This is a genomic window from Thalassobacterium sedimentorum, assembly GCF_031127905.1.
Taxonomy (GTDB): domain Bacteria; phylum Verrucomicrobiota; class Verrucomicrobiia; order Opitutales; family Coraliomargaritaceae; genus Thalassobacterium; species Thalassobacterium sedimentorum.
This window is the reverse complement of record NZ_JARXIC010000007.1, coordinates 46,908-67,881: the sequence shown is the minus strand read 5'-3', so window position 1 is coordinate 67,881 and position 20,974 is coordinate 46,908. Positions and strand designations below refer to the sequence as shown.

Genomic DNA, 20,974 nt, shown 5'->3' with positions numbered 1-20,974 from the left:
GTCTTTATCCGATTCAGCAATGAACTGTGTATACTCACTGAGTCTTGCATTCATTTGTATCCTGCTCAGGTTGTGTGCTAATATTTTGGCTAAGTTTTATAGAGTTCTCTTTTGTGTAGTTCTGGTTGTCTTTCTGGGGCAGTTCTGTACTGCGTCGCAGGAGCGACGTGCGCAAAGCTGGAAGCCGGAGTACCCGCTGGGTTCTGGGCGATTTACACTGGCAGAGATTGATACGATTGTCCTACCGGGGCCTGTGACTAAGCCTTTGAAGGCGAGTCTTCATGATTTTCAAGAATTACTTGCAGCATCATACGGTCAGTCGCCGCAGATTGTGTATGAGGGGCGGCCTAAGAATGCATTGTATTTGCTGCTATCGGAGGATGGGGGACAGACGGGAGGGGCTTTTTCAATCACTCGTGATCGCACGCGAATTATGGTTCGCGGGGCAGATGAGTCTGCTTGGCGCCATGCTCTTTATGCCATCATGGAGGATATGCTTGGTGCACGTTGGTATTGGGCTGATGAATTAGGTTTTGAGTGGGCTGCTGTCACACGTCTTTTTTTTCCTGACAGGCCCTGGTGTGAAGAGCCGAGCTTTGTGCAGCGTCGTTTTCATCCAGTTAGTACTGACTTTGCACGGCGGAATCGGCTGAATTCTATTTACTCCTTTAATCACAATCTGGCGAGAGTCTTTACCCAGGAGCTGTTTGAGCAACATCCTGAGGTGTTTGCCGAAGTGAATGGGCGGCGCAAGGCACCCCGCGGGCATGGAGGCACAGATCCGCAGCCTGACTTCACAGAGCATCGTGCAGTGGAATTGGCGGCACAAGCGGCGTTGAGCCATTTTAGGGCGCACCCTGAGAGTACGAGCTTCTCATTATCGATTAATGATAATGTGCTCTTCGATACGGGACCAGCAACGGAGGCCAGTGTCAGGCCTCTCCGTTATTTTAGAGGACGTCCGAATTATACAGATTTGGTTTTTACATTTATGAATCGTGTTGCGGAGCTTGTCTTTGATGAGGGGGGCGCATGGACCAGTTCCAAAGGAGAAGATCGTTATTTAACTGCGCTTGCGTATTATTGGACAGAGCCTGCTCCTTCTATTCCAATTCATCCACGTGTGATGCCGGTGCTGACTTCCGATCGTGCGCAGTGGCACGATCCTGCTTTTCGGCAGCAGGATCGGCAACTCATTCGAGCTTGGGTCGATTCGGGGGCCGAGCGTGTCGCTACTTGGGATTACTATTTTGGAGCGCCTTATCCCTATCCGCGGCAATTTAACCAATGGGTTGGCGAGAGCTTGCGATTTATGGCCGATGAAGGGGTGGATGTGTTTTTTTCTCAGTTGCCTGCATTTTGGGGACTCGATGGTGCTAAGGCATGGTTGGGGGCGAAACTGTTGTGGGATGCGCAACAAGAAGTCGGAGTTTTACTCGATGAGTATTATGAGCGCTTCTTTGGGGTGGCCTCAATGCCAATGCGGGCCTTTTACGAACTTGCCGAGAACTATCGAAATGAGCATGAAGGGCAGGCAGAGTGGATAAAACTCTATAAGGATGAGTCGAGTATTGCATTGTTCAGCTCTCAAGTGTTGCAACAGATGCGTGATCAGTTGAGTGCTGCAGAGCGAATACTTCGGGAGGCAGCGCCTGTGTCGCCGCCAGGGCGTCTGGATGCAGGGCGTTTTTTGGCACGTGTAAAGGTGGTCTCTGAGGCTTTTCGTCTGACCGAACTCTATGCCGCTTTTAATCAGTCGCGGCTGGCTTTAGTCTCCGCATGTCTGGATGCGGCGCCGAAGGCGCGAATTGAGGCCTTGTTGCATGCTTATCGTGACGCAGATACGGCCTATCGTAGTTATTTTGAGGCTTACTTTGATGACGCATCAGTATATGCGCCGGTTCGTAAGCATCTGGAGTTGGGGCAATCGAGCCCAGAGCGTTTGGCGCGTGGAGTTTTGGAAGGAGCGCCAGAGGAATTCCGGAGTCTGAGTCAGGATGCCAGTCTGCAGCATGTGGGGGAGGAATTGCGCAATTTCTTAGGTCCAACGCTGCCCGAGGTCGAGGGTTGGAATTTCGACTATCGAGCCAGTGAGCATTTTAAGGTGGAAGCTAGCCATCATGCATCAGGGAGGGATGCTGGCTTACGTGTTTCGGGCGCTGATATTGTTTCGATCTTTCGTACCTTTCCTGTGGTTTCGAATAAGTCTTATGCTTTGCGCCTAACCGGTAGTTGGAAGGTGAGTCTGGATAATCGTGTCCATTTACATGTGATTTGGTTGGATCGCGAGGGGCGCACGTTGCAGGCTGAGATGCCTTTGAGACTACCTATAGAACATCGTGCTGAACCAGTTCCGATCCACTTACCCTTTGACGCCCCCAGTAATGCCTACGATCTTCGCGTGCGGATTGTGGTTTCACGTCAGTATCCTGGTGATTATCTCGATTTGAGTGAACTTGATTTTGGATTAACCTGGTAGTCTGATTTCGTGTGCGGGTGAATTCTACTTGCGGCGTGCTTGGGTTAAAAGCTAATATGTCAGGTTAAATCTGTACTGATGTCTTCGCGTTTATCCAGTCGTGTCTATAATACTGCCGCTCTAGAAGTGTGGTTTGAAAACGTGGGACTGGACTGGGAGCAGTCTTTTTCGCATGAGGCACTACGCCGTGGGCGGGAAATTTATCGGCAAGGGCAAATTTCTGGTGTAGAATTGTCTAATGATGAAGCCATTGTACATTGTAAGTTTGCGCGTAAGGATACTTGTTATGCTGTAATTGAGTGGACTGCCAGCGGGCCGCAGGTGCGATGCTCGGCCGATGATGCTGCTCTGGGGGATGCAGTCGCGGTGGGTGGTTTGTATGAAGTTGAGGAATTGATTGCCGATGAAATTGATCCTTTGCCCTATGAGCCTAAAATGGAGCCGGAGAGTGTAGAGGCTGCAAATCGGGTGAAGCCAACTCAAGCCGAGGAATCCGCACCTGCGCGACGTTTGACACCTCACCTGCACGGTCTGCGTAATGGTTTGCGGCTGACGGCCTATTGGACTAATGAGGATTTTACGCGTGAGCCAGCTTTTAGGCGTGATGAGGCGCCTATGAATCCTGCGGAGCGGGAGGCATTGGTGCGATTGACGGGACGCGCTCGTGAGGCTGGTTTTCAGTTTCGGCGTGAGTCGAATGATTTTATACTGAATGATCCTGAGCGCATCGCTCCGTTCTTTTCGCATACCAGGCGGCGCTGGGAGGATATTTTTAGTTTTATTGATCTTGATTATGAAGCGCAGTTGATGGCGGAAGGGGTGCGCGAGGTTAAAGTCATTGGGCGTGTGGAGTCGGCGGGTAAGGAAGCGATGCGTGTAGACTGGCGTCTAAAATTGGGGCGCCAGTGGTTGGACCCAGAGGATGTCGAGCGCTTGGCTAAGGCAGGTCGAGGAACGCATGTCGTGCGCGGTCTTGGTCTGGTTCGGATCGGTGATGATCAATCGGCAGCGCTTGCGGAGTGGCGTGTGGCGGCGGCAAACAATGTTGAGGCCGCGCAAAATTGGCCGCGCTATATGGTCTTTTCCCTGTTTGGTGAGCGGGGCGCAGAATTAGATCTGGAAGAGGAGCTTTCGGCTTGGCGTACACATTTATTAGAGGCCTCCGATGACCGGACAGCGCTTCCGGATTTTTTACGGGATTATCAGGTGCAGGGAGTGCGCTGGATGGCCAAGCTTCGTGAGCTCGGTTGTCACGGGCTCTTGGCGGATGAAATGGGACTTGGTAAGACTCTGCAGGTGCTGACCTTACTCTCGCATTATCCGTATAATACGGAGGATAGCCTGATCGTGTGCCCAGCCAGTGTGGTCCCCGTATGGCAGAACGAAGCGCGACGTTGGTATCCCGACTTGCAGACGGAAGTCTTATGCAGTGGTAATGATTTCACCAAGCCGGGCGCGGGGGCGCGGCTGTGGATCGCCAGTTATACGCAGTTGCGACGGCACAAGTCCTTACTTGAAAGGTGTGAGTTTGGCTACGCAGTGCTCGATGAGGCTCAGCAGATAAAAAATCCCGATGCAAAGGTGACGCAGGCCTGTTGCGCTATTCGGGCGAACTGTCGTTTGGCATTAACTGGGACGCCGATTGAAAACCGTCTTTTGGATTTGTGGACGCTGTTTCGTTTCTTAATGCCGGGCTTGTTGGGGTCCAGGCGACGCTTTGAGGATGCATTGGAGGTGGGAAATGCGGGATTTCGCGATACGTTTAGTGAACGGTTGCGTCAGCAGTTGACACCTTTCATTTTACGTCGTCAGAAGGATCGCGTCGGTAAGGATCTGCCACCTAAGGTTGAGATGGACTTAATTTGCCCGATTTCAGAGTTACAGCGTCAGACATATGAAAATTTGCTCAACCGTGGTCGTGAAGAGCTGGGCGATGACTTGCAGGCCGCGATGCAGGCCCAGTCGATGCACTTTTTTGCTTTGTTAACTCGCCTGCGTCAGGCCTGTTGTGATCCTGGTCTGCTCCCCGATGTCAGCGCTGATGTTCAGCAAAGTGGCAAGGTGCAGATGTTGTTGACTCGCTTGGAAGAGGCGCTCGGAGGGAATGGGGCGCGCAAAGTTGTTATATTTAGTCAATTTGTGAGTCTTTTGAAGCGTTTAAAGCCCTTGATTCAGGACACTTTCCCGCAGGTGACCTTGCTCGAGTTGAGTGGGGCGACAAAGAACAGGTCCAAGCCTGTTGAAAACTTTCAGAAGACCAAGGGCCCGGCAGTGATTCTTGTTAGCTTACGTGCCGGGGGCACTGGTATCACATTGCACGCAGCGGACTATGTATTCTTGTTGGACCCATGGTGGAATCCTGCAGTAGAAAGCCAGGCGGTGGATCGGGTGCATCGTATTGGCCAGGATCGCCGTGTGTTTGTGTACCGCATGATCACGCAGGGCACGATCGAAGAGCGTATCCAGCATTTGAAGAAAGAGAAACGTGAATTGTTTGAGGGGACACTCGGTCACTTGGGAAGTGCGAAGGATTTGGCTGAGCATTTTGGTGATCTGGAAGAGCTGGCAAAATTATTGCCGCCAGCGTAGGTTTGTCTCGATGCGCGTCTCGCCTGGTGTTCGGGCATTTCTCAAAAGTAATGACGTAAATCGTATAATGAAATGAAGAAATCTAAATGAGCCGGCTCATGCCCCAAAGCGCTCACTCATACCTGAGGCGATCTGCCGTGGGCGCGTCGATATAAAAAAACGACTGCCTCGTGAGAGGCAGTCGCTGGGGAAGTTGTTATGAAGCGTCTGCTTCGAGCTTACTCGACGTTGGCGCCGACAACGGCAGCCATTTGCATCATATTGATGGTTTGGCCTTCGTTCAAGTTGCGTAGGTCGGTAACTTTACCGGATTTGCTAGTCGAAAATGTATTGCGGAAAATAGGCAACAACTTGGCATCAGCGACGATGTATTTGCCTGCATTTTCGGCTTTTCCATTCTCAGTTTTAGTTTGGAGACCTTCACCTTTGATGTAGTCCCATAGCTTCTTGGTGATCTCTGTGCGTGGAAGCTCGGAGGTGCCGAGGAAGGAGGCCAGGTCGGCTTTGAGTTTGACGGGTTTGTTCAGTCCTTTGGGTTCGTCTGCCATGATGTTGTCTTTATGTTTTGGTTGGTTTTTAGGCTGCTGCCTAATGACTTTGGGTTATATAAGAAAAATGTATAAGGTCGCTGGCCGCTGCTTTAATCGAGCTTAGCTAGGTGTCGCAAGGCGGCGATGTAGCCGTCGAAGCCTAGGCCCGAGATGACGCCGATACAGGCGGGAGCGGTGAGAGAGTGTTGTCGGATTTCTTCGCGGCGATAGATGTTACTGATATGGACTTCGATGCTCGGCAGGTCGCTGCCGGCCAGTGCGTCGCGGAGTGCGAGACTGGTATGGGTGAGCGCACCGGGATTGATGATCAAGCCAAATACCTCGGAGTCTGCATATTCACCGATTTCATCAATGATGAAGCCTTCATGGTTACTCTGGTAGAATTGTACCTGTACGCCTAAGTCTTCAGCTTCTTGTGTGAGCAGGTTTTCAAGGTCCGTTAAAGTCTGGTCGCCGTAGATATCCGGCTCGCGTATGCCGAGACGGTCGAGGTTGGGGCCGTTGATGATGACGATGCGTTTCATATGCTAGGAAGGATGATAAAGAGTAGGAATAATACGAGTTTCGGGCTGCTGGCAACGCTGATTGCTCTAAATTCAACCAATTCCGCTGGATTCCTCTACTGTGAATATGTTAAATATTAATAAAGTTTCATCTTTAGATGAGTTTTGGTTGCTAATTGTTGCGTTATTTACTATTAAATAAAGCGTCATCTAATAACGCTTAATTCCAACCCCTATGTCCCCGCTATGAAAAAAACTGTAACTCGTTGTTTGTCCGTATATAAGCGTCGTAGCTGCATGCCGATGATCCTTTTGGGGTTTGCTGGGATTGCTTTCACTTCAGTGTCGCATGCCGCTATTAATATTGGCGTTCCAAACGGTGATTTTTCGCAGGCAGGTAACGTTGACTCTAAAGCTCCCGTAGCAGGGGTGCTTCTTAGTTATGACGACCCATTTGGAAGCGGTCCTTGGTCGGTTGATTCAAATGGTATTTTGGGGCTGCTGCTGGCTCCATCGGTTGATATCGACCAAACAAATGCGACTGTGTCGGGGCTGTCTTCAGGTCTTAATCTTGGTGATCTTCTAAATTCATCTGCTTCGATTTACCAAAATGATATCGGCACAGATTTTATTGACGGCTGGACCTATACGCTGACTGCGGATGTGTCAGTCGTTGGTATTGCTAGTGTAGACCTTTTGAGTGATTCTGGAATTGGTATTGCGTTGAAAACCGGGGGGACGACTCAATATGCTACCGATGTGGCTGGTGCTATACTGAATGTGGGCATTTTGAGTGGAGAGACGGTATCCATCTCGTATACTTATACGTATTCGGGCGCGGCAGACAACGCCATCGGTGTTGATTTATACGTAGGGCAGGGCGATGGATTGGCCTCACTTGATGCTCTAGGCGCCGTTTCCTTTGATAATGTGACTTTGACGGCAGTTCCTGAGCCTGGCACGAGTGCACTTTTGCTCGGTTTGCTTGGTTTGACCTTTGCAGGCATTCGGCGCGCGAGAAGTGCTCGCTAGTTAATCGCTTGCACCTGAGGGCCGTCTTTCATCTCGTGGAGTATTACTTTGCGAGGGAAAGGCGGCTTTTTTTTGTGGACGGTGGGCTGGTAGCGATACTCTAGGATGGGGGTAACATAGGGCGGATTACATCATTATGATGGACATCAACATGTGACGAAGGTCGGACGGAAGCAGGTGATCGACTGATGTGCATTCGATTCCCTGCATTATAATATCAATTCGGAAAAGTTTAAATCCAATCGAGATATTTTTCGTAGCTTCGGTTCTCAGAACTGGGGAGCTGCCTCTCGCCCTCCAAAACTTAGTTTCGAGGCTACCTTTCGGACCGTCTACTAGAGCATAGAATTCTTAGAATTGGTATAATCGCTTCAACAGCATAAGCATGTCTTTTACGCCTCATGACGATGAGCCAAAAAAAGCGACACGCTCCATTGCCAAAATTGATGGCTTCGGGGGGCGTGTCGCTGTTTTGCGTTGTCCTGCGCTGCTGTTGAAGTGCTAATTCAAGCGTTCTGAGCAGCGTTGGGACGAAGGTTGCTCTGTTTCGCTGACCTTAAAAGGGAGGCTCTTCGTCTAGGATTTCGTCGGCAGGATCGAAGGGGGGCGGTTCATCGTTGTTACCGCCAGCAGCGCCAGCGGCTTCGATGCGGAAGGCTTTGAGATTAACGAAATACTTTTCGTTCCATTCGCGGCCGTTGATGTCAAAGGTGACCTTGACCTTGTCGCCTGTATTTAGCTTGTCGACGAGCTCGACCTTTTCTTTGAGGCATTCGAATTTGATATCCTGAGGATATTTGTCGTCGGTGGTGGTGACTACAAATTCGCGTTTGTTGAAGCCACTGCCAAAGGTTTGTTCGTCAAAAATTACTTTTACGGTTCCGGATAGTTCGTACATGTGGTGGAGTGAACGATGCCTCTGCTGGAGAAGCAAAACCTTTTTTTGAAATCCTTGGTCCTATTATGATTCCGCTCTGTCGCCACCTGTGGTCTTGCATCCTGTAGTATTTGAAACTGAGGGATTGACCTTATCAGTCAAGCGATCTTGTAGTGTCTATTACATGTTAGATTTTGACCCTTTTGAGCTGCGTGATCATGCGGTTCATTGTTAATGAGAGCCGTTTGGATAGTTAGTCTGGTAGTTAGCTTTGGTATGGCGTCGTTGGTCTGCGCTCATCCCAAGCCGGAGGCTGCGTATCTAAATGGAGATGATCCTTTGCGGATTCTTATATTGTATTCCAATCAGAGGAGCTTGCCTGCGAATATGGATCTTCAGCGAGGGCTGTGGTGGTCGCTTCAGGAGTCGATTGATGCTCATCAAATTGAGTTGTATGAAGAATACTTGGATATTCATCGACTCCCGCAAGGTAGTGAGAAATCAAATATGGCCCCTTACCTGAAAAGGCGTTACTGGGGCTTTGAGCCTGATGTAATTGTGGCCGTCGGGCCGCAGTCGATTGATTTTTCGCGTGAGTTGCTCTCGGGTATATTTCCTGATTCACCACTAATTTTTGCAGGATTATGGGAGGGGCAGTTGACGGCTGAGGAAGTGACACAGTGGTCGGGAGGTGTTTTTTATGAGTTATCTGTGCCGAAGGTTCTAGAGCTTGTGATGGGACTGTTGCCTGACACGCAAGAGATTGTGTTAGTCGGTGGGAGTGCTTCATTTGATCAAGAGCTCTTGCAGGCAATTCGGCTTGAGCTTGAAGATCTTGTTCCTTGGCATGTTGGGGAGATTACTGATGCCTCTCCTGTGGAAATCGAGCAGGCGATTCAGCAATTGGCGGAGGGGGCTGTTGTCTTATTTACGACATACTTCATGGATTATGAAGGAAATGCTTTTATACCTAGGAGAGTTCTGGAGCGTATTGCGAAAGAATCACCAGTGCCAATCTTTGGTTTTTTTGATACTATGCTGGGTGCAGGGGCCGTTGGAGTGGTCTCCGCTTCGACTGTCGAACATGGACGAAAACTGGGCAAGCTAGTGCTGCGAATGGTCGCTGGGGAATCTGCGGAAGAGATTGGTGTATTGACTGTGCCCGCGACGGAAGTATTGATCGATGATCGGGGTATGCAGCGCTATGATTTGGATGTGGAGAGCTTGCCCGCGGAGGCGAAGGTTTTCTACGGGGCTCCAGGCTTATTGGAAGCGCACCCGGTCTTTGTCTTTTTAGGGTCGACTGTCGTGTTGATACAAACGTCTTTGATTTTGGCACTGCTGTGGGCTAGACGGGAGAAGCAAAAAGCCGAAAGTCAAGCAGTTGAAATGGAGCGCTACTTTTCGACTGTCTTTAGAGAGAGCCCAAACCCTAAGGCTGTTTTGCGTGTGAGTGATTGTGTCTTTCAGGATATCAATCCCGCCTATGAAGAGTTTTTTGGTATTAAGCGAGAAGACGCAATCGGTCGAACTGCTGAGGAAGTTGGCATACGCGCGCTAGATCAGGATCCACAGTTTTTAGAGGATTTTTTCAAGGCAGGGCGTCGTCATCGGGGGCATGAGCTTAAAGTGCAGATTGCATCAGGAGATGTGCGCTCTGTTGAGTTATTTTGCAGTACTGTTGAAATTGGTGGAGTGAGTCTTTATTTGATTGTTGCTTTGGATGTGAGTGACCGGATTCAGGCGGAGAAACTGAGGCATAACTTGGCTCGGGACAACCGGATTGCGCAGCTTGGGCAAATTTCGGCGTCTATTGCGCATGAGATCAATCAACCACTTGGGTCGATTCTGAGTAATGCCGAGTCGGCATTGATGCATTTGGATGCGCTGAATGTTCCGAATCAGGAGTTGCGAGAGATCCTCGCGGAGATTAAGAGTGAGGATCGCCGGGCGACTCGGGTGGTTGAGAATATTCGTGCGATGCTTGGTGGCTATTCAGAATCAAAGGCCCCGGTGAACTTGCTGCAAGTTATCGACGAGGCGGGCTGTATGGTCCAAGGCGAGGCGCGGCGTCGCGGGATTGATTTGTGTTTGCCGCCTAGTGATATCTGCTTGTGCACTGTTGTGGGGGAGCGGGTGTTACTAGTTCAGGTCCTGTTAAACTTAATTTTTAATGCGATGGATGCTGTGGAGTCGCTACCTGCTTCACAGCGACTGGTGGTTGTCGACTGTGATGCAATCACGGATTCAAATCAGATTTGTGTGTCGGTTTCGGACTATGGGCGCGGGATTCCACCGAATGAGATTGCTGAGCTGTTTGAGTTTTATTATTCGACCAAAAAGAAGGGCATGGGCTTAGGGCTCGCCATTTCGAGATATATTATTGAAGACCATAGAGGCCGGATTTCGGTGGGTAACCTCAAGGAGGGAGGGGCCTGCTTTAAAATTTGGCTTCCAAGTAAACCAAATGACGCATGATTAACTACGTTAAAGAGAATTCTAGAGGTACTGTTTTTATCGTAGACGATGATGAGTTTTTTCGTCGATCGATTTCCCGCTTATTGAAGTTGGCGAGTTTCGAGGTTTATGATTTTGCTTCGGCTGGAGATTTTTTGGTCAAATTCTCCAGTCATTCGAGTGGTTGTATATTGCTTGATATCCGGATGCCTGGGCCGGATGGTCTGGAATTGTTTGAGCATTTGCAGCGAGAAGGTGGGGGCGTTCCTGTGGTTTTTCTTACGGGGCATGCTCAAGTTCCAGTAGTGGTCGATACGATCAAGCGAGGAGCTTTTGATTTTTTGACCAAACCTGTTGAGAAGGATCAGTTGATTAAAGTGGTCGAGGCCGCGATTCAAAAAGGTGAACTTAGTCGGCAAAAGCAGGGGCATGCCGCTGAGCTTCGAGCGCGATTTAAGATGCTGACTCAGACAGAGAAGAAGATTTTACATATGGTAGTCGCTGGCCTGCCGAATAAAGCGATTGCGGATCGTATTGGAAATGCGGAACGCACCGTAAAACTCCATCGCTCTAACCTGTCTCAAAAGCTAGGTGCACAGTGTGTGGCCGATCTGGTGCGTTTTTATTACGAGGGAGATTTTGGCATGGATGTGTCGGCTGGCGAGGTTTCGTAATTGGGGTGAGTTAAATCGCTGATTGTTTATTACTTCCTGACTCTAGTCATACTGAGGGACTTTTGGTAGAGTTTCTATATTACTTACGCGTTTTTTAGGTAGTTATATTCGTGTATTAACAGGGCTTTTGCTGGGTATAATGGGGTGTTTTGCACTAAAGGGCAGAGCGCTGTGCACTTAGGTTGTATTGTGAAGTTGCTTAAATTTGCTATTATGCGGCCTAAACGTCCAGCTGTCGCTGGATGACTAATCATGTGCATTATTATTTCTGATGAAAATCCTAGTATTTATATCTTCCCGTTTGGACGGGAAGCGACTTCATCTGTCGAGAGATTGCTCAGCTAATTCTATGCATGCAGCTTATTAGCATTATTGTCAGGTATTTGCGGTACCTTGACATGACTAGGGTGTTTATGATTTAATATTACGTTGTTAGATCTATATTAGTAGTCCTTATTGCATTATGAAATACGTTACTCGTCCTTTGGCCCTCTTCTGTGGCTTATTTTTATCTATGTCTGCGCTGGCGGCTCAGTCGGATCCACTTGTTGCTCAGATTGATGCTTACATTGTGACGACTGACCCCGACAGTGCTGAGGTGCTGGAGTTGGCCGAGGTCGCGAATCCAGGTGATATTATACTTTATCGAGCCACGTTTAAGAACCAGAGCGATACGGCTTTGACTGCAGTGCAACCGGTTATTCCGATTCCCGCTGGACTCGAATACATCGAGGGCTCTGCGAAACCGGCACCGCAGGAAGTGTCTTTGGACGGGATTACTTTTGAGTCCTTATCTGCAGTAAATGCCTCAGGAGAGCCAGTGGATACGACAGCTTTTCGAGCCCTGCGTTGGAGCATAGATGCGCTTGAATCGGATGTTCCTTTCACCGCCGAATTGAGAGCTCGATTAGTACAGTAGTGCTGCTGAATGCCTTGGCTTATCTTTTTAACGAACAACCTAAAACCAATAACATGAATACATCAGACGGAATCCTTAAAAGCTTCGGGCGCATACGCACCCTGGCTTTATCCAGTGTGGCCTTGCTGGCTGCGCTTTCCCTGAGTGCCGCTGCGCCGACGGCGGGCACCAAAATCGGCAATCAGGCCTCGGCTACCTATAAAGACCAAAATGGTACAGAGCGTGACACGACTTCGAATACGGTCGTGACCACTGTTCTACAAATTCCTGGTCTGGCTCTCACACAGGACAATACGCGTTCGGTGTCTCCGGGCGGTTCAGTCTTCCTGCCACACACTTTGACCAATACTGGTAATGGTACGGACTCCTTTGATTTGTATACAGATACAGTTGCGGGAGACTTCACATTGGGGACTCTTTTAATTTATGCGGATACCAACCAAGATGGTGAGCCGGACGATATTACATCGCCGATCACTACAACAGGTGATCTAACTCCGGGCGAGCAGTTCTATTTCGTTGTCGGGACCAGTGTTCCTGGTAGCGCAAATGATGCGGAGTCTGCCAGCTTTAACATTAATGGTGGCTCTGACTACTCGCAAACGCTTGCGGGCACCGATCCGCTGTATGATTTAACGGATAATAATACCGATACTATCAATGTCTCAGAGGATGCTGTGATGACTGTGAGCAAGCTGATTGACACGGCTCAAGGCATTCCAGGCACGTCGCCAGTGATGTATACATTGAGTTATAACAATACGGGTAATAAAGCAGCTACTAGCTTTACTATGACGGATGAGATCCCTGAGGGCATGACTTATATCGCTGGAACGGGGCGCTCTAGCCTGACTGGCACCACTGTGCTGACTGATGCCTCTGGCGATCAACAAGCAGGTGGCGGTACGACTGTTGATTACGAATACGATGCGACTGAGGAGGAATTGGTCATCATCATCGATTCCGTGCCTGCTGGTGCTTCCGGTACGGTCACCTTCCAAGTCGGCGTGGATGCTGGCTTGGCACCACAAATTATCAATAACGTGGTTCAATACACATACGATCCAGACGGTCCCGGCGTGAAGGGGCCTGTTCCTCCAGTTGAAACCAATCGCCCTCCATTCGAGGTGTTGCCAGTGCCAGCTGTAAGTCTAGCAGGTGAAACATTGCCTACGGCACGACCTGGTGAGACTGTGACCTTTACCAATGTGCTGACAAATAACGGCACATCTGAAGATACTTTTGATATGTCCTTTGTTGCGGGCAGCAGCACTTATCCTACGGGCACAACCTTCCGCTTCTACCTGGAAGATGGTAACACGCCGATGGTGGACACGAATGGCAATAGTACTCCAGATACGGGGCCCATTGCTGTTGATGGCATATACAATGTGATCGTTAAAGCGACCCTGCCGACTAATATCAGCGGACTCACTACTGGTAATGGCCCTTATAGCATTACAAAGCGTGCCACAGGCACGGTGCTCGATGTAAGTGGAAATCCAGCGACGGCTGATGCAAACGACATTGTGACAACTATCTTGCCTCCAAATGTTGATATCACCAATGCTGCAGCAGGGGATGACCCTGACGGCGTGGCTGGTGAAGGTGACGGCGCGGGTGCTGATGGTATCACGAAAGCTGGCGACCCAGGCAGCATCGTGACCTTCCCTCTGACAGTGGAGAATGAAGGCACGATTCAAGACGCTTATAACCTGACAGTTGATCCGGCATCGGTTCCTGCTGGTTGGGTGGTCAATCTCCGTCGCGTTGCCGCGGGTGCTGTTGTGAATAACTCTGGTACATTGAACCCTCCGGTTGATTCCGCGCCTACCACTGATGGTGGTCGTTTCAGCTATGTGGCTGAAGTGACTATCCCTGAAGGGGAAACTCCAGGCGACCGTGAGATCATCTTCCTTGCAACTTCGCCCACTTCAGGCGTGAGCGATTTCATCACCAATACCGTGACGGTCAATACTGTGCGTGAGATCACCTTGGTCAGCGATAATGCCGGTCAAGTTTCTCCAGGTGGTGCGATTGTTTACGAGCACGTGTTGACCAATATGGGTAACATTTCCGAGATGCTCGGTGCTTCCAATATCGCACTTACCTTGAGCGATTCAAAGGCTGCCGAAGGATGGACGTCCATCATCTATCGTGATTCCAATGGAAATGGTGTGCTTGATACGGGTGCAGGTGGTGATACTGTCATCGACAGTGCTAGTGGCTCGCTCGCTGTCGAGTTGACTCGCACGGGCACTGCCAACGATAGCACACTTATCTTTGTTAAGGTATTCGCGCCACTAGGTGCACCTAATGGTGCGATTAACATCTCCACGCTCACCGCGACAACAACAGGTGAGGTTGATGGAGTTGCCGCACCTGCAGCCGTTTCCAACGAAGATACCACAACTGTTATTTTAGGCGACTTGGAGCTGCTTAAAGAGCAAGCCTTGGATGCAGATAATGATGGTGAGGCCGATGGCGGTGAATCTTCTTACACCACTCTGCCGCTGGAAGCCAAGCCAGGCGCCTCAATCCTTTACCGGATTACCGCGACTAATACGGGTTCTGCCGACGCCACAGATATCGTGATCTACGATACGACGCCAACTGCGACTAAATACTATCCAGCGAATGGCAATGATTCTATCGCTGCCGTTACTGGGGATGGTTCGTTACAATCGGTAGACTCTCAGCCAGGAGCCAATTCCGCTGGTTCGTTCGAATTCAGTATCGGCACACTCGCACCAGGTGATTCTGCCGTCGCTAGCTTTGGAGTGAAGATCGACGAGTAAATCAGAGTTACGTCAACTCTCCTAGGCTAACCTTAAATATGAGGTGCCGTGTCGGGTCCGATCCCCCGCATGGCACCTCCTTTAAGGCTGTCTTGTTGATGACTCATTAAGCTATCTAAAGTGCGCATTACACTCTACAGACACTTCGCATCTCATCTTCACTCATGCTTATGGTTTGGGCTGATTTTGTTGGCTACAGTGTGCGGTTTGCGCGCGGCTGATCCGGGCACGCGGATCATTAATCAAGCGACTGCGTTCGTTTTTATTCCTGACACGGCAGAGCAGTACAATTTATCATCCAATCAAGTGATTGTCCGTATCGAGGGCATACCAGGCATATCTCTGGTCAATGACCGCAGCGTCTTTCTTGCCCCTGGTTCCAGTACATCCTTTAATCACACTTTAACAAATACGGGGAACACCACCTCAAGCTATACCCTCAGTTACCAGAACGAGTCGGGCGACGATTATGATTTCGGCTCGCTTCGTTTGTTTGAAGATTTAAATGGGAATGGCATCGTCGATACCGGCGAGCCTATTATTCCTGACGGGAGCACCGTCACACTCGATCCTGGTGCTGCGCGTGAATATATCCTTTCTGGCATTGTTGCCCCCACCGCGCAAACTGGCGATCAGGGCATCGCGACCTTTACCGCAGCGCTTGATGGTAGCACGCTCACTGAATTTGTCACGGACACGGCTATCGTTGGCTTATCCGATCCACAGTTGCTGAAGAGCGTCGATCGCACTGAGGCGCTACCAGGTGATCCTGTTGAATACACCTTGCGCCTGCTGAATGGCACCACAGCGTTGCAACCGGTGACTATTAATGTCGATGGTAGCTCGCTGAATCGCATTTTTATGCGTGATGTGATGCCGCGTAATACGGTTTTCAGCCGCGTGACTTCCAGCGCGGGTTGGGAAGTGTATTACCACTTACATGACGCTGCTTCTGACTATAATTTTACGGCGACCGCGCCAGCGGATTTGAATGAGGTCAAGGCGATCGTCTTTGCCCGTTCCGCAGTGGCTGCGGCGCAGGTGCTGAGCGCTGGATTTGAAGTCACGGTGGCTGCCAATGCCAGCGGTAGCTTCGATAATGAAGGTTTTCTCTACTATATCGAGAGCGGGCTGACCGAACAGCTGATTTCGAATTTAGTGACTGTGCGTGTGCCCGTTGGTTGTCCGGTCATTACCGCTTTTGACGATGCGAATTTGCAGCAACCGACGCAGATTATCGAATCGGGCGATAGTGTTTTCTTTGAAGTTGATGCCGCTTTCTACAATATCGATCAGACACAGGCAGATAGCTTTGAAATGAGTTTCACCTCTGAGGGCACTGGCGATCAGTTGACCTTGCCGCTCATCGAGACAGGCCCTAATACCGGTATCTTCCGACTACCGAGTACGGGTGACTTTGCCAACGGGGTGCCCACGGTGGAAGGCTTTGCCAATAGTAGCGACTCCATTTTACAGACCACACCGAGCGATATGCTGACCGGTTCTATGCTTGGGGATACCTGCCCGGATGGCGTGGCAAAAATTGTGATTCTCATCGATCCCGCTGGTATCGTTTTTGACAGTCGCACTGGGGAACGTCTTGCTGGGGCGACCGTGCGTATTGTGACTGATACGGGTGCTTCTGTCGATGTCTTCCAGGCCGACGGTGTGACTCCGGCTCCAAGCACTGTGGTGACGGGCGCAGATGGACGTTTCGAATTTCCTCGAATTGCTGCGGGCGAATACGTCTTAGAGGTGACGCCACCGCTGGGATATACTTTCCCCAGTGTCGTGCCTGAGACCCTGCTACCCAATATTCAAGGGCCGGATGCATCGCCACGTATCGATACCGCTGGTTCGTATGGACTTTCATTTCCAGTGAACGTAGCCACTGGCACTGTCTTTCTTGATATTCCGCTCGATACCGAATCGCCCGAGGGCTTCGTGTTGGAAAAGGAAGTGAATCGCAGTGAGGTTGAGATCGGTGATTCTGTACAGTATAAGATTACACTTGATAATACCGTAGGCGCTCGATTGCCAGGTGCTTATATTCGGGACGTGATGCCTGCGGGGGTCACTTATATTGGGGGGAGCACTCGGATTGATGGCGTCGCAGCGCCAGATCCAGAGGGAGAGCCGGGCTCCACGCTACAGTTTGAATTGGGCAATGTGGCGGATGGTCAAACTGTCGTGCTGACTTATCGTGCTCGTGTGGCCTTTGGCGCAGATCGCGGTGACGGTATCAATCGTGCGCAAGCACACAGTCGTGGCGCCGCGCCTTCCTCGAGTAATGTGGCCACGGCCAAGATTGATATCGATCAGGGGGTCTTTACGGATAAGGGCGTGATTTTCGGTAAAGTTTTCGTCGATCTAAACGACAACAAGATTCACGACACTTTTGGCCCCAATGGTGAAGATGACGATGGGGAAGGCGACGATGTGCTCGAGCCAGTCGTGCCAGGCGTGCGTATTTTCCTCGAAGATGGGACCTATGCGATTACCGACGTGGAAGGTAAATATAGTATTTACGGTCAGCGCGCGATTACGCACGTAGTGAAGCTGGATACCTACACGCTGCCCACTGGCGCAGAGCTCGCAATCATCGACGGGCGCAACGCAAATGATCCTGGCAGCCGCTTTGCTGATATGCGTAATGGAGAGCTGCATAAGGCTAACTTCCGCATTGTGAATCCGACAGCGGAATTGCTGGCCGAGGTGGCGGGTCGTGTGGAAAAAGGTGCCGTGTTCACTCCCGAAATCGATCGCTCGCTAAAACGAAATTTCGATTACGAAGACAACGAGCAAAATTCGGGGATCAACCAAATTAGTGACGATGCTGCCGGCACCATCGAGGGGGCGCAAATCAATACCAGTTTCTATCAGCCGATTCTACCACCGGATACACTAACTGATGGTAACTCTCGCTTGCCTAAGCGTGCGGTCGCTGCAGTGCCACATTTGCCGTTGGAAGCGGAAATTGATGCGGTGACAAATGCCGATGTCGGTTTTATGGATTTGCGAGACGGCGACACGCTGCCGCTTGCTCAGGCACGTGTGCGTATTAAAGCTCAATTAGGAACCGTTCTGAAGCTTGAAGTGAATGGTCATGAAATTTCCGAAGCACGAATCGGCAAGCGAGTTGAAGCGAGTGATCGTGGCGTTCAAGCTGTTGAGTATGTAGGTGTGCCACTCAACCCGGGGGAGAATACGTTGACCGCGACACAATTCGACCTTTTCGGCAACGCACGTGGTTCCGAGACTATACGTCTTTTAGCGCCTGCGAACCTGGCGACTATCTCCTTAGAACTTTCTGATGCCGAACCCGTGGCTGATGGGATCACACCGGTCGAAGTGTCGGTACGTGTGGTGGACGAGAACGGCACGCTGGTCTCTGCACGTTTGCCATTGACACTTGAAACCACTGCAGGGCGTTGGGATGTCGAGGATGTGAATCCGGCAGAGTTAGGCACCCAAGTCTTTTTGACGGAAGGCCAGGGCGTCTACCGCTTATTGCCTCCGGCTGAGCCTTCGGATGTGCGCATTGACGTCAGTAGCGGTATCATCCGTAGCAGTGAGCAGTTCGCCTTTTTGCCGGATCTGCGTCCGATGGTGGCGGCTGGTATTGTGCAAGGTCGCATACATCTGCGCGACCTCGGTAAGGACTCCATCACCCCCGCTCATGAAGGTAGCGGTTTTGAAGAGGAATTACGCACGCTCTCTGACTCTGGAGACGACCGACTCGAGGGGCGCGCAGCCTTCTTCCTCAAGGGTAAGATCAAGGGCGACATGCTGCTGACTGCAGCCTATGATTCGGATAAGGATGACGATGCTGAGTTATTCCGCGACATTGACCCTGATAAGTATTATCCGATCTATGGCGACTCCTCCGTGCGTGGTTACGATGCACAGTCATCCGGTAAACTCTATGTGCGCATCGATAAAAAACGCTCCTTCCTACTCTGGGGCGATTATGAAACACGCAGCGAGCACGAGGCGGTCGATTTCGGCGACTATAGTCGTTCGCTCAATGGATTCCAAGGGCAATACGAGAACGATCGAGTCAAACTGACTGGCTTCGCTAGCCAGACCTCTGCCCAACAGGTGATCGATGAAATTTCAGCCAACGGCACTTCAGGTCCCTTCCGTTTGAGTGCACGCAACGGCTTACTCAACTCCGAGAAAGTTGAAATTCTGGTTCGGGATCGCAATCAGCCTGCCGTGATTTTGGAAACACGCTCCTTGACCCGTTATGTGGATTACGAGTTTGAAGCGTTTTCGGGTAGCTTGGTGCTGCGCCGTCCACTCGCGAGTTTTGATACCGAACTCAACCCACAATCGATTCGTATTACGTATGAAGTGGATGAGGGAGGCGAAGAGCATTTGGTTTATGGGGGCAATGCTCAAGTTAAGGTGAATGAGCACCTCGAAGTCGGTGCAGGCTATGTGCGTGATGAAAACCCCGAAGTCGATTATGAGCTAAAGAGTGCGAATGCTACCGTGAAGCTGCCTTACGATTCGTATTTGATCACTGAAGTCGCTCAGAGCGAGGATCTCGTTGAAGGAGATGGTACCGCATACCGCGCCGAGATACGTCGTGCCGGTGAGCGCACAGAAGCGCGTATTTTCTATGGAGAAGCCGATGAAACTTTCGTTAATCCGACCGCCTCACTCACGGCGGGTAGAATCGAAGCCGGCGCGGAAGTGACGCATTTGATTGATGAGCGCACGCGCCTCGAAGTTGAAGCGATTTATGAGGAAGATGTGATCACCGAGGGTAGCCGTAAGGGTGTCAAAGGCATGGCCTATCGTCGTTTTGCGAACCAAGTCGAAATCGGTGTCGGGGGGCGTGTTTCCCATGAAACGGGCACCCCTGCGAGCCTGAGCACCGCGATTCCTGCCACCAGCGAAGAGATTACCCCCAACACCGTCACCAGCGCGATCGTCGCGGCATCCGCCCCGATGCCTTATGTGCCTGACATGCGGATACGCGGTGAAGTCGAGCAAGACGTCAGTGACACTGATAAATCACGCGTGCTCTTTGGTGCGGACTATCAGTTGAGCACGAAGACACGAGCCTATGTCACTCATGAGTTTATTAACTCTCTCGGTAACGAATTTACGCTCAACGATACACAAGAAAACAACCGCACGCTCTTTGGACTTGAAACTGATTACATGGAGGGCGGTCAGTACTTTAACGAATACCGCGTGCGTGATGCCATCGATGGTGAGCAAGCTGAAGGTGCGTTAGGGCTGCGTAATCAATGGGCCGTGGCCGAGGGACTCCGCCTCAATACGACCTTTGAGAAAGTCCGTCCTTTCTCTGGTGAGACCACCAACGAATCCACGGCAGCGACTGCTTCGATTGAATACACTGCGCCGACGGATTGGAAGGCCACTAGCCGCCTGGAGTATCGTACCGCCGACACCAATGACAGTGTGCTCGCCACCGTCGGTTATGCACGCAAACTCAATCGTAATTGGAGTATTTTGACTAAAACCTACGTATACGAGCAGACGAATAAAGACGCCGACACCGACGATCTGACTCAGATTCGCATACGCAGTGGTTTTGCTTGGCGCCAGACAGATCAGGATGTTTGGAATATGCTCTTATTACATGAGTATAAGTATGAAGACGGGATGGATATTTTGGATACCATCAGCCAAGAGCGTCATGTTAATGTGCTCTCCCATGTGCTCAACTACCAGCCTGATGAAAATTGGATTTGGACGAATCGCCTGGCGGCCAAGTGGGTGAATGAAAGCAGTGCCGACGACGATTTTTCCGATAACTATGCCGCTTATCTGATTAATGGACGGGTGCGCCGCGACATTTGCGATCGTTTTGATATTGGTTTGAACTACTCGCTGATGTGGGACGATGGCGATGCTGGTTTTAACTATGGTCTCGGTCCTGAGATTGGGATGTGGGTGGTGGAGAACTTCCGCCTCGGACTTGGCTATAACTTCTGGGGCTTCACGGATCGTGACTTTGAGACCTCCGGCCGAACTCAATCCGGCTTCTTCATTACCTTTAACTTTAAGTTCGACGAAAACACGCTCGGTTTCGGTCGTAAATAATTTCTACCAAC

At 50.5% G+C, this 20,974-nt stretch carries 11 protein-coding genes; 8 read left to right on the top strand and 3 right to left on the bottom strand.

Going from position 1 to position 20,974, the window contains the following annotated elements:
• The first annotated feature begins 85 nt into the window (after positions 1-85).
• Complete coding sequence (locus tag QEH59_RS05805; protein WP_308984418.1) at positions 86-2,479, top strand: DUF4838 domain-containing protein; 2,394 nt, start codon at positions 86-88, stop codon at positions 2,477-2,479.
• Between the two features lie 78 nt (positions 2,480-2,557).
• Positions 2,558-5,068, top strand: coding sequence for a DEAD/DEAH box helicase (locus tag QEH59_RS05800; protein ID WP_308984417.1), 2,511 nt, complete (start codon positions 2,558-2,560; stop codon positions 5,066-5,068).
• A gap of 218 nt (positions 5,069-5,286) precedes the next feature.
• On the opposite strand, the gene QEH59_RS05795 is transcribed toward QEH59_RS05800, so the two are convergent.
• Together QEH59_RS05795 and aroQ are read right to left on the bottom strand one after the other, a co-directional pair.
• On the bottom strand, positions 5,287-5,616 hold the full coding sequence (locus QEH59_RS05795; protein WP_308984416.1) for an SWIB/MDM2 domain-containing protein: 330 nt from the start codon (positions 5,614-5,616) through the stop codon (positions 5,287-5,289).
• Between the two features lie 92 nt (positions 5,617-5,708).
• Complete coding sequence (gene aroQ / locus QEH59_RS05790; RefSeq protein WP_308984415.1) at positions 5,709-6,143, bottom strand: type II 3-dehydroquinate dehydratase; 435 nt, start codon at positions 6,141-6,143, stop codon at positions 5,709-5,711.
• Between the two features lie 225 nt (positions 6,144-6,368).
• Between aroQ and QEH59_RS05785 the strand changes: the two genes are divergently transcribed.
• Positions 6,369-7,154, top strand: a complete 786-nt coding sequence (locus QEH59_RS05785) for a PEP-CTERM sorting domain-containing protein (protein WP_308984414.1) — start codon at positions 6,369-6,371, stop codon at positions 7,152-7,154.
• 556 nt (positions 7,155-7,710) lie between these two features.
• Here the strand turns inward: QEH59_RS05785 and QEH59_RS05780 are convergent.
• A complete protein-coding gene (locus QEH59_RS05780; RefSeq protein WP_308984413.1) occupies positions 7,711-8,052 on the bottom strand; it encodes a DUF3127 domain-containing protein in 342 nt (113 codons plus the stop codon).
• 366 nt (positions 8,053-8,418) lie between these two features.
• Here QEH59_RS05780 and QEH59_RS05775 point away from each other — a divergent pair, with 366 nt between their 5' ends.
• The 5 genes from QEH59_RS05775 (at position 8,419) to QEH59_RS05755 (ending at position 20,963) form a co-directional block, all read left to right on the top strand.
• Positions 8,419-10,509, top strand: a complete 2,091-nt coding sequence (locus QEH59_RS05775; RefSeq protein ID WP_308984412.1) for an ATP-binding protein — start codon at positions 8,419-8,421, stop codon at positions 10,507-10,509.
• On the top strand, positions 10,506-11,162 hold the full coding sequence (locus QEH59_RS05770; RefSeq protein WP_308984411.1) for a response regulator transcription factor: 657 nt from the start codon (positions 10,506-10,508) through the stop codon (positions 11,160-11,162). Before QEH59_RS05775 ends, QEH59_RS05770 begins: the two co-directional genes overlap by 4 nt.
• Before the next feature lie 463 nt (positions 11,163-11,625).
• Entirely contained in the window at positions 11,626-12,081 is a 456-nt protein-coding gene (locus QEH59_RS05765; protein ID WP_308984410.1) for a hypothetical protein, read from the top strand.
• 53 nt (positions 12,082-12,134) lie between these two features.
• Positions 12,135-14,879: a hypothetical protein gene (locus QEH59_RS05760; protein WP_308984409.1), complete on the top strand. Its 2,745-nt coding sequence runs from the start codon at positions 12,135-12,137 to the stop codon at positions 14,877-14,879.
• A 198-nt stretch (positions 14,880-15,077) separates the two neighbouring features.
• Positions 15,078-20,963 carry a DUF7925 domain-containing protein gene (locus QEH59_RS05755; RefSeq protein WP_308984514.1) on the top strand — a complete coding sequence of 1,962 codons (5,886 nt, stop codon included), beginning with the start codon at positions 15,078-15,080 and terminating at the stop codon, positions 20,961-20,963.
• Positions 20,964-20,974: the final 11 nt, after the last annotated feature.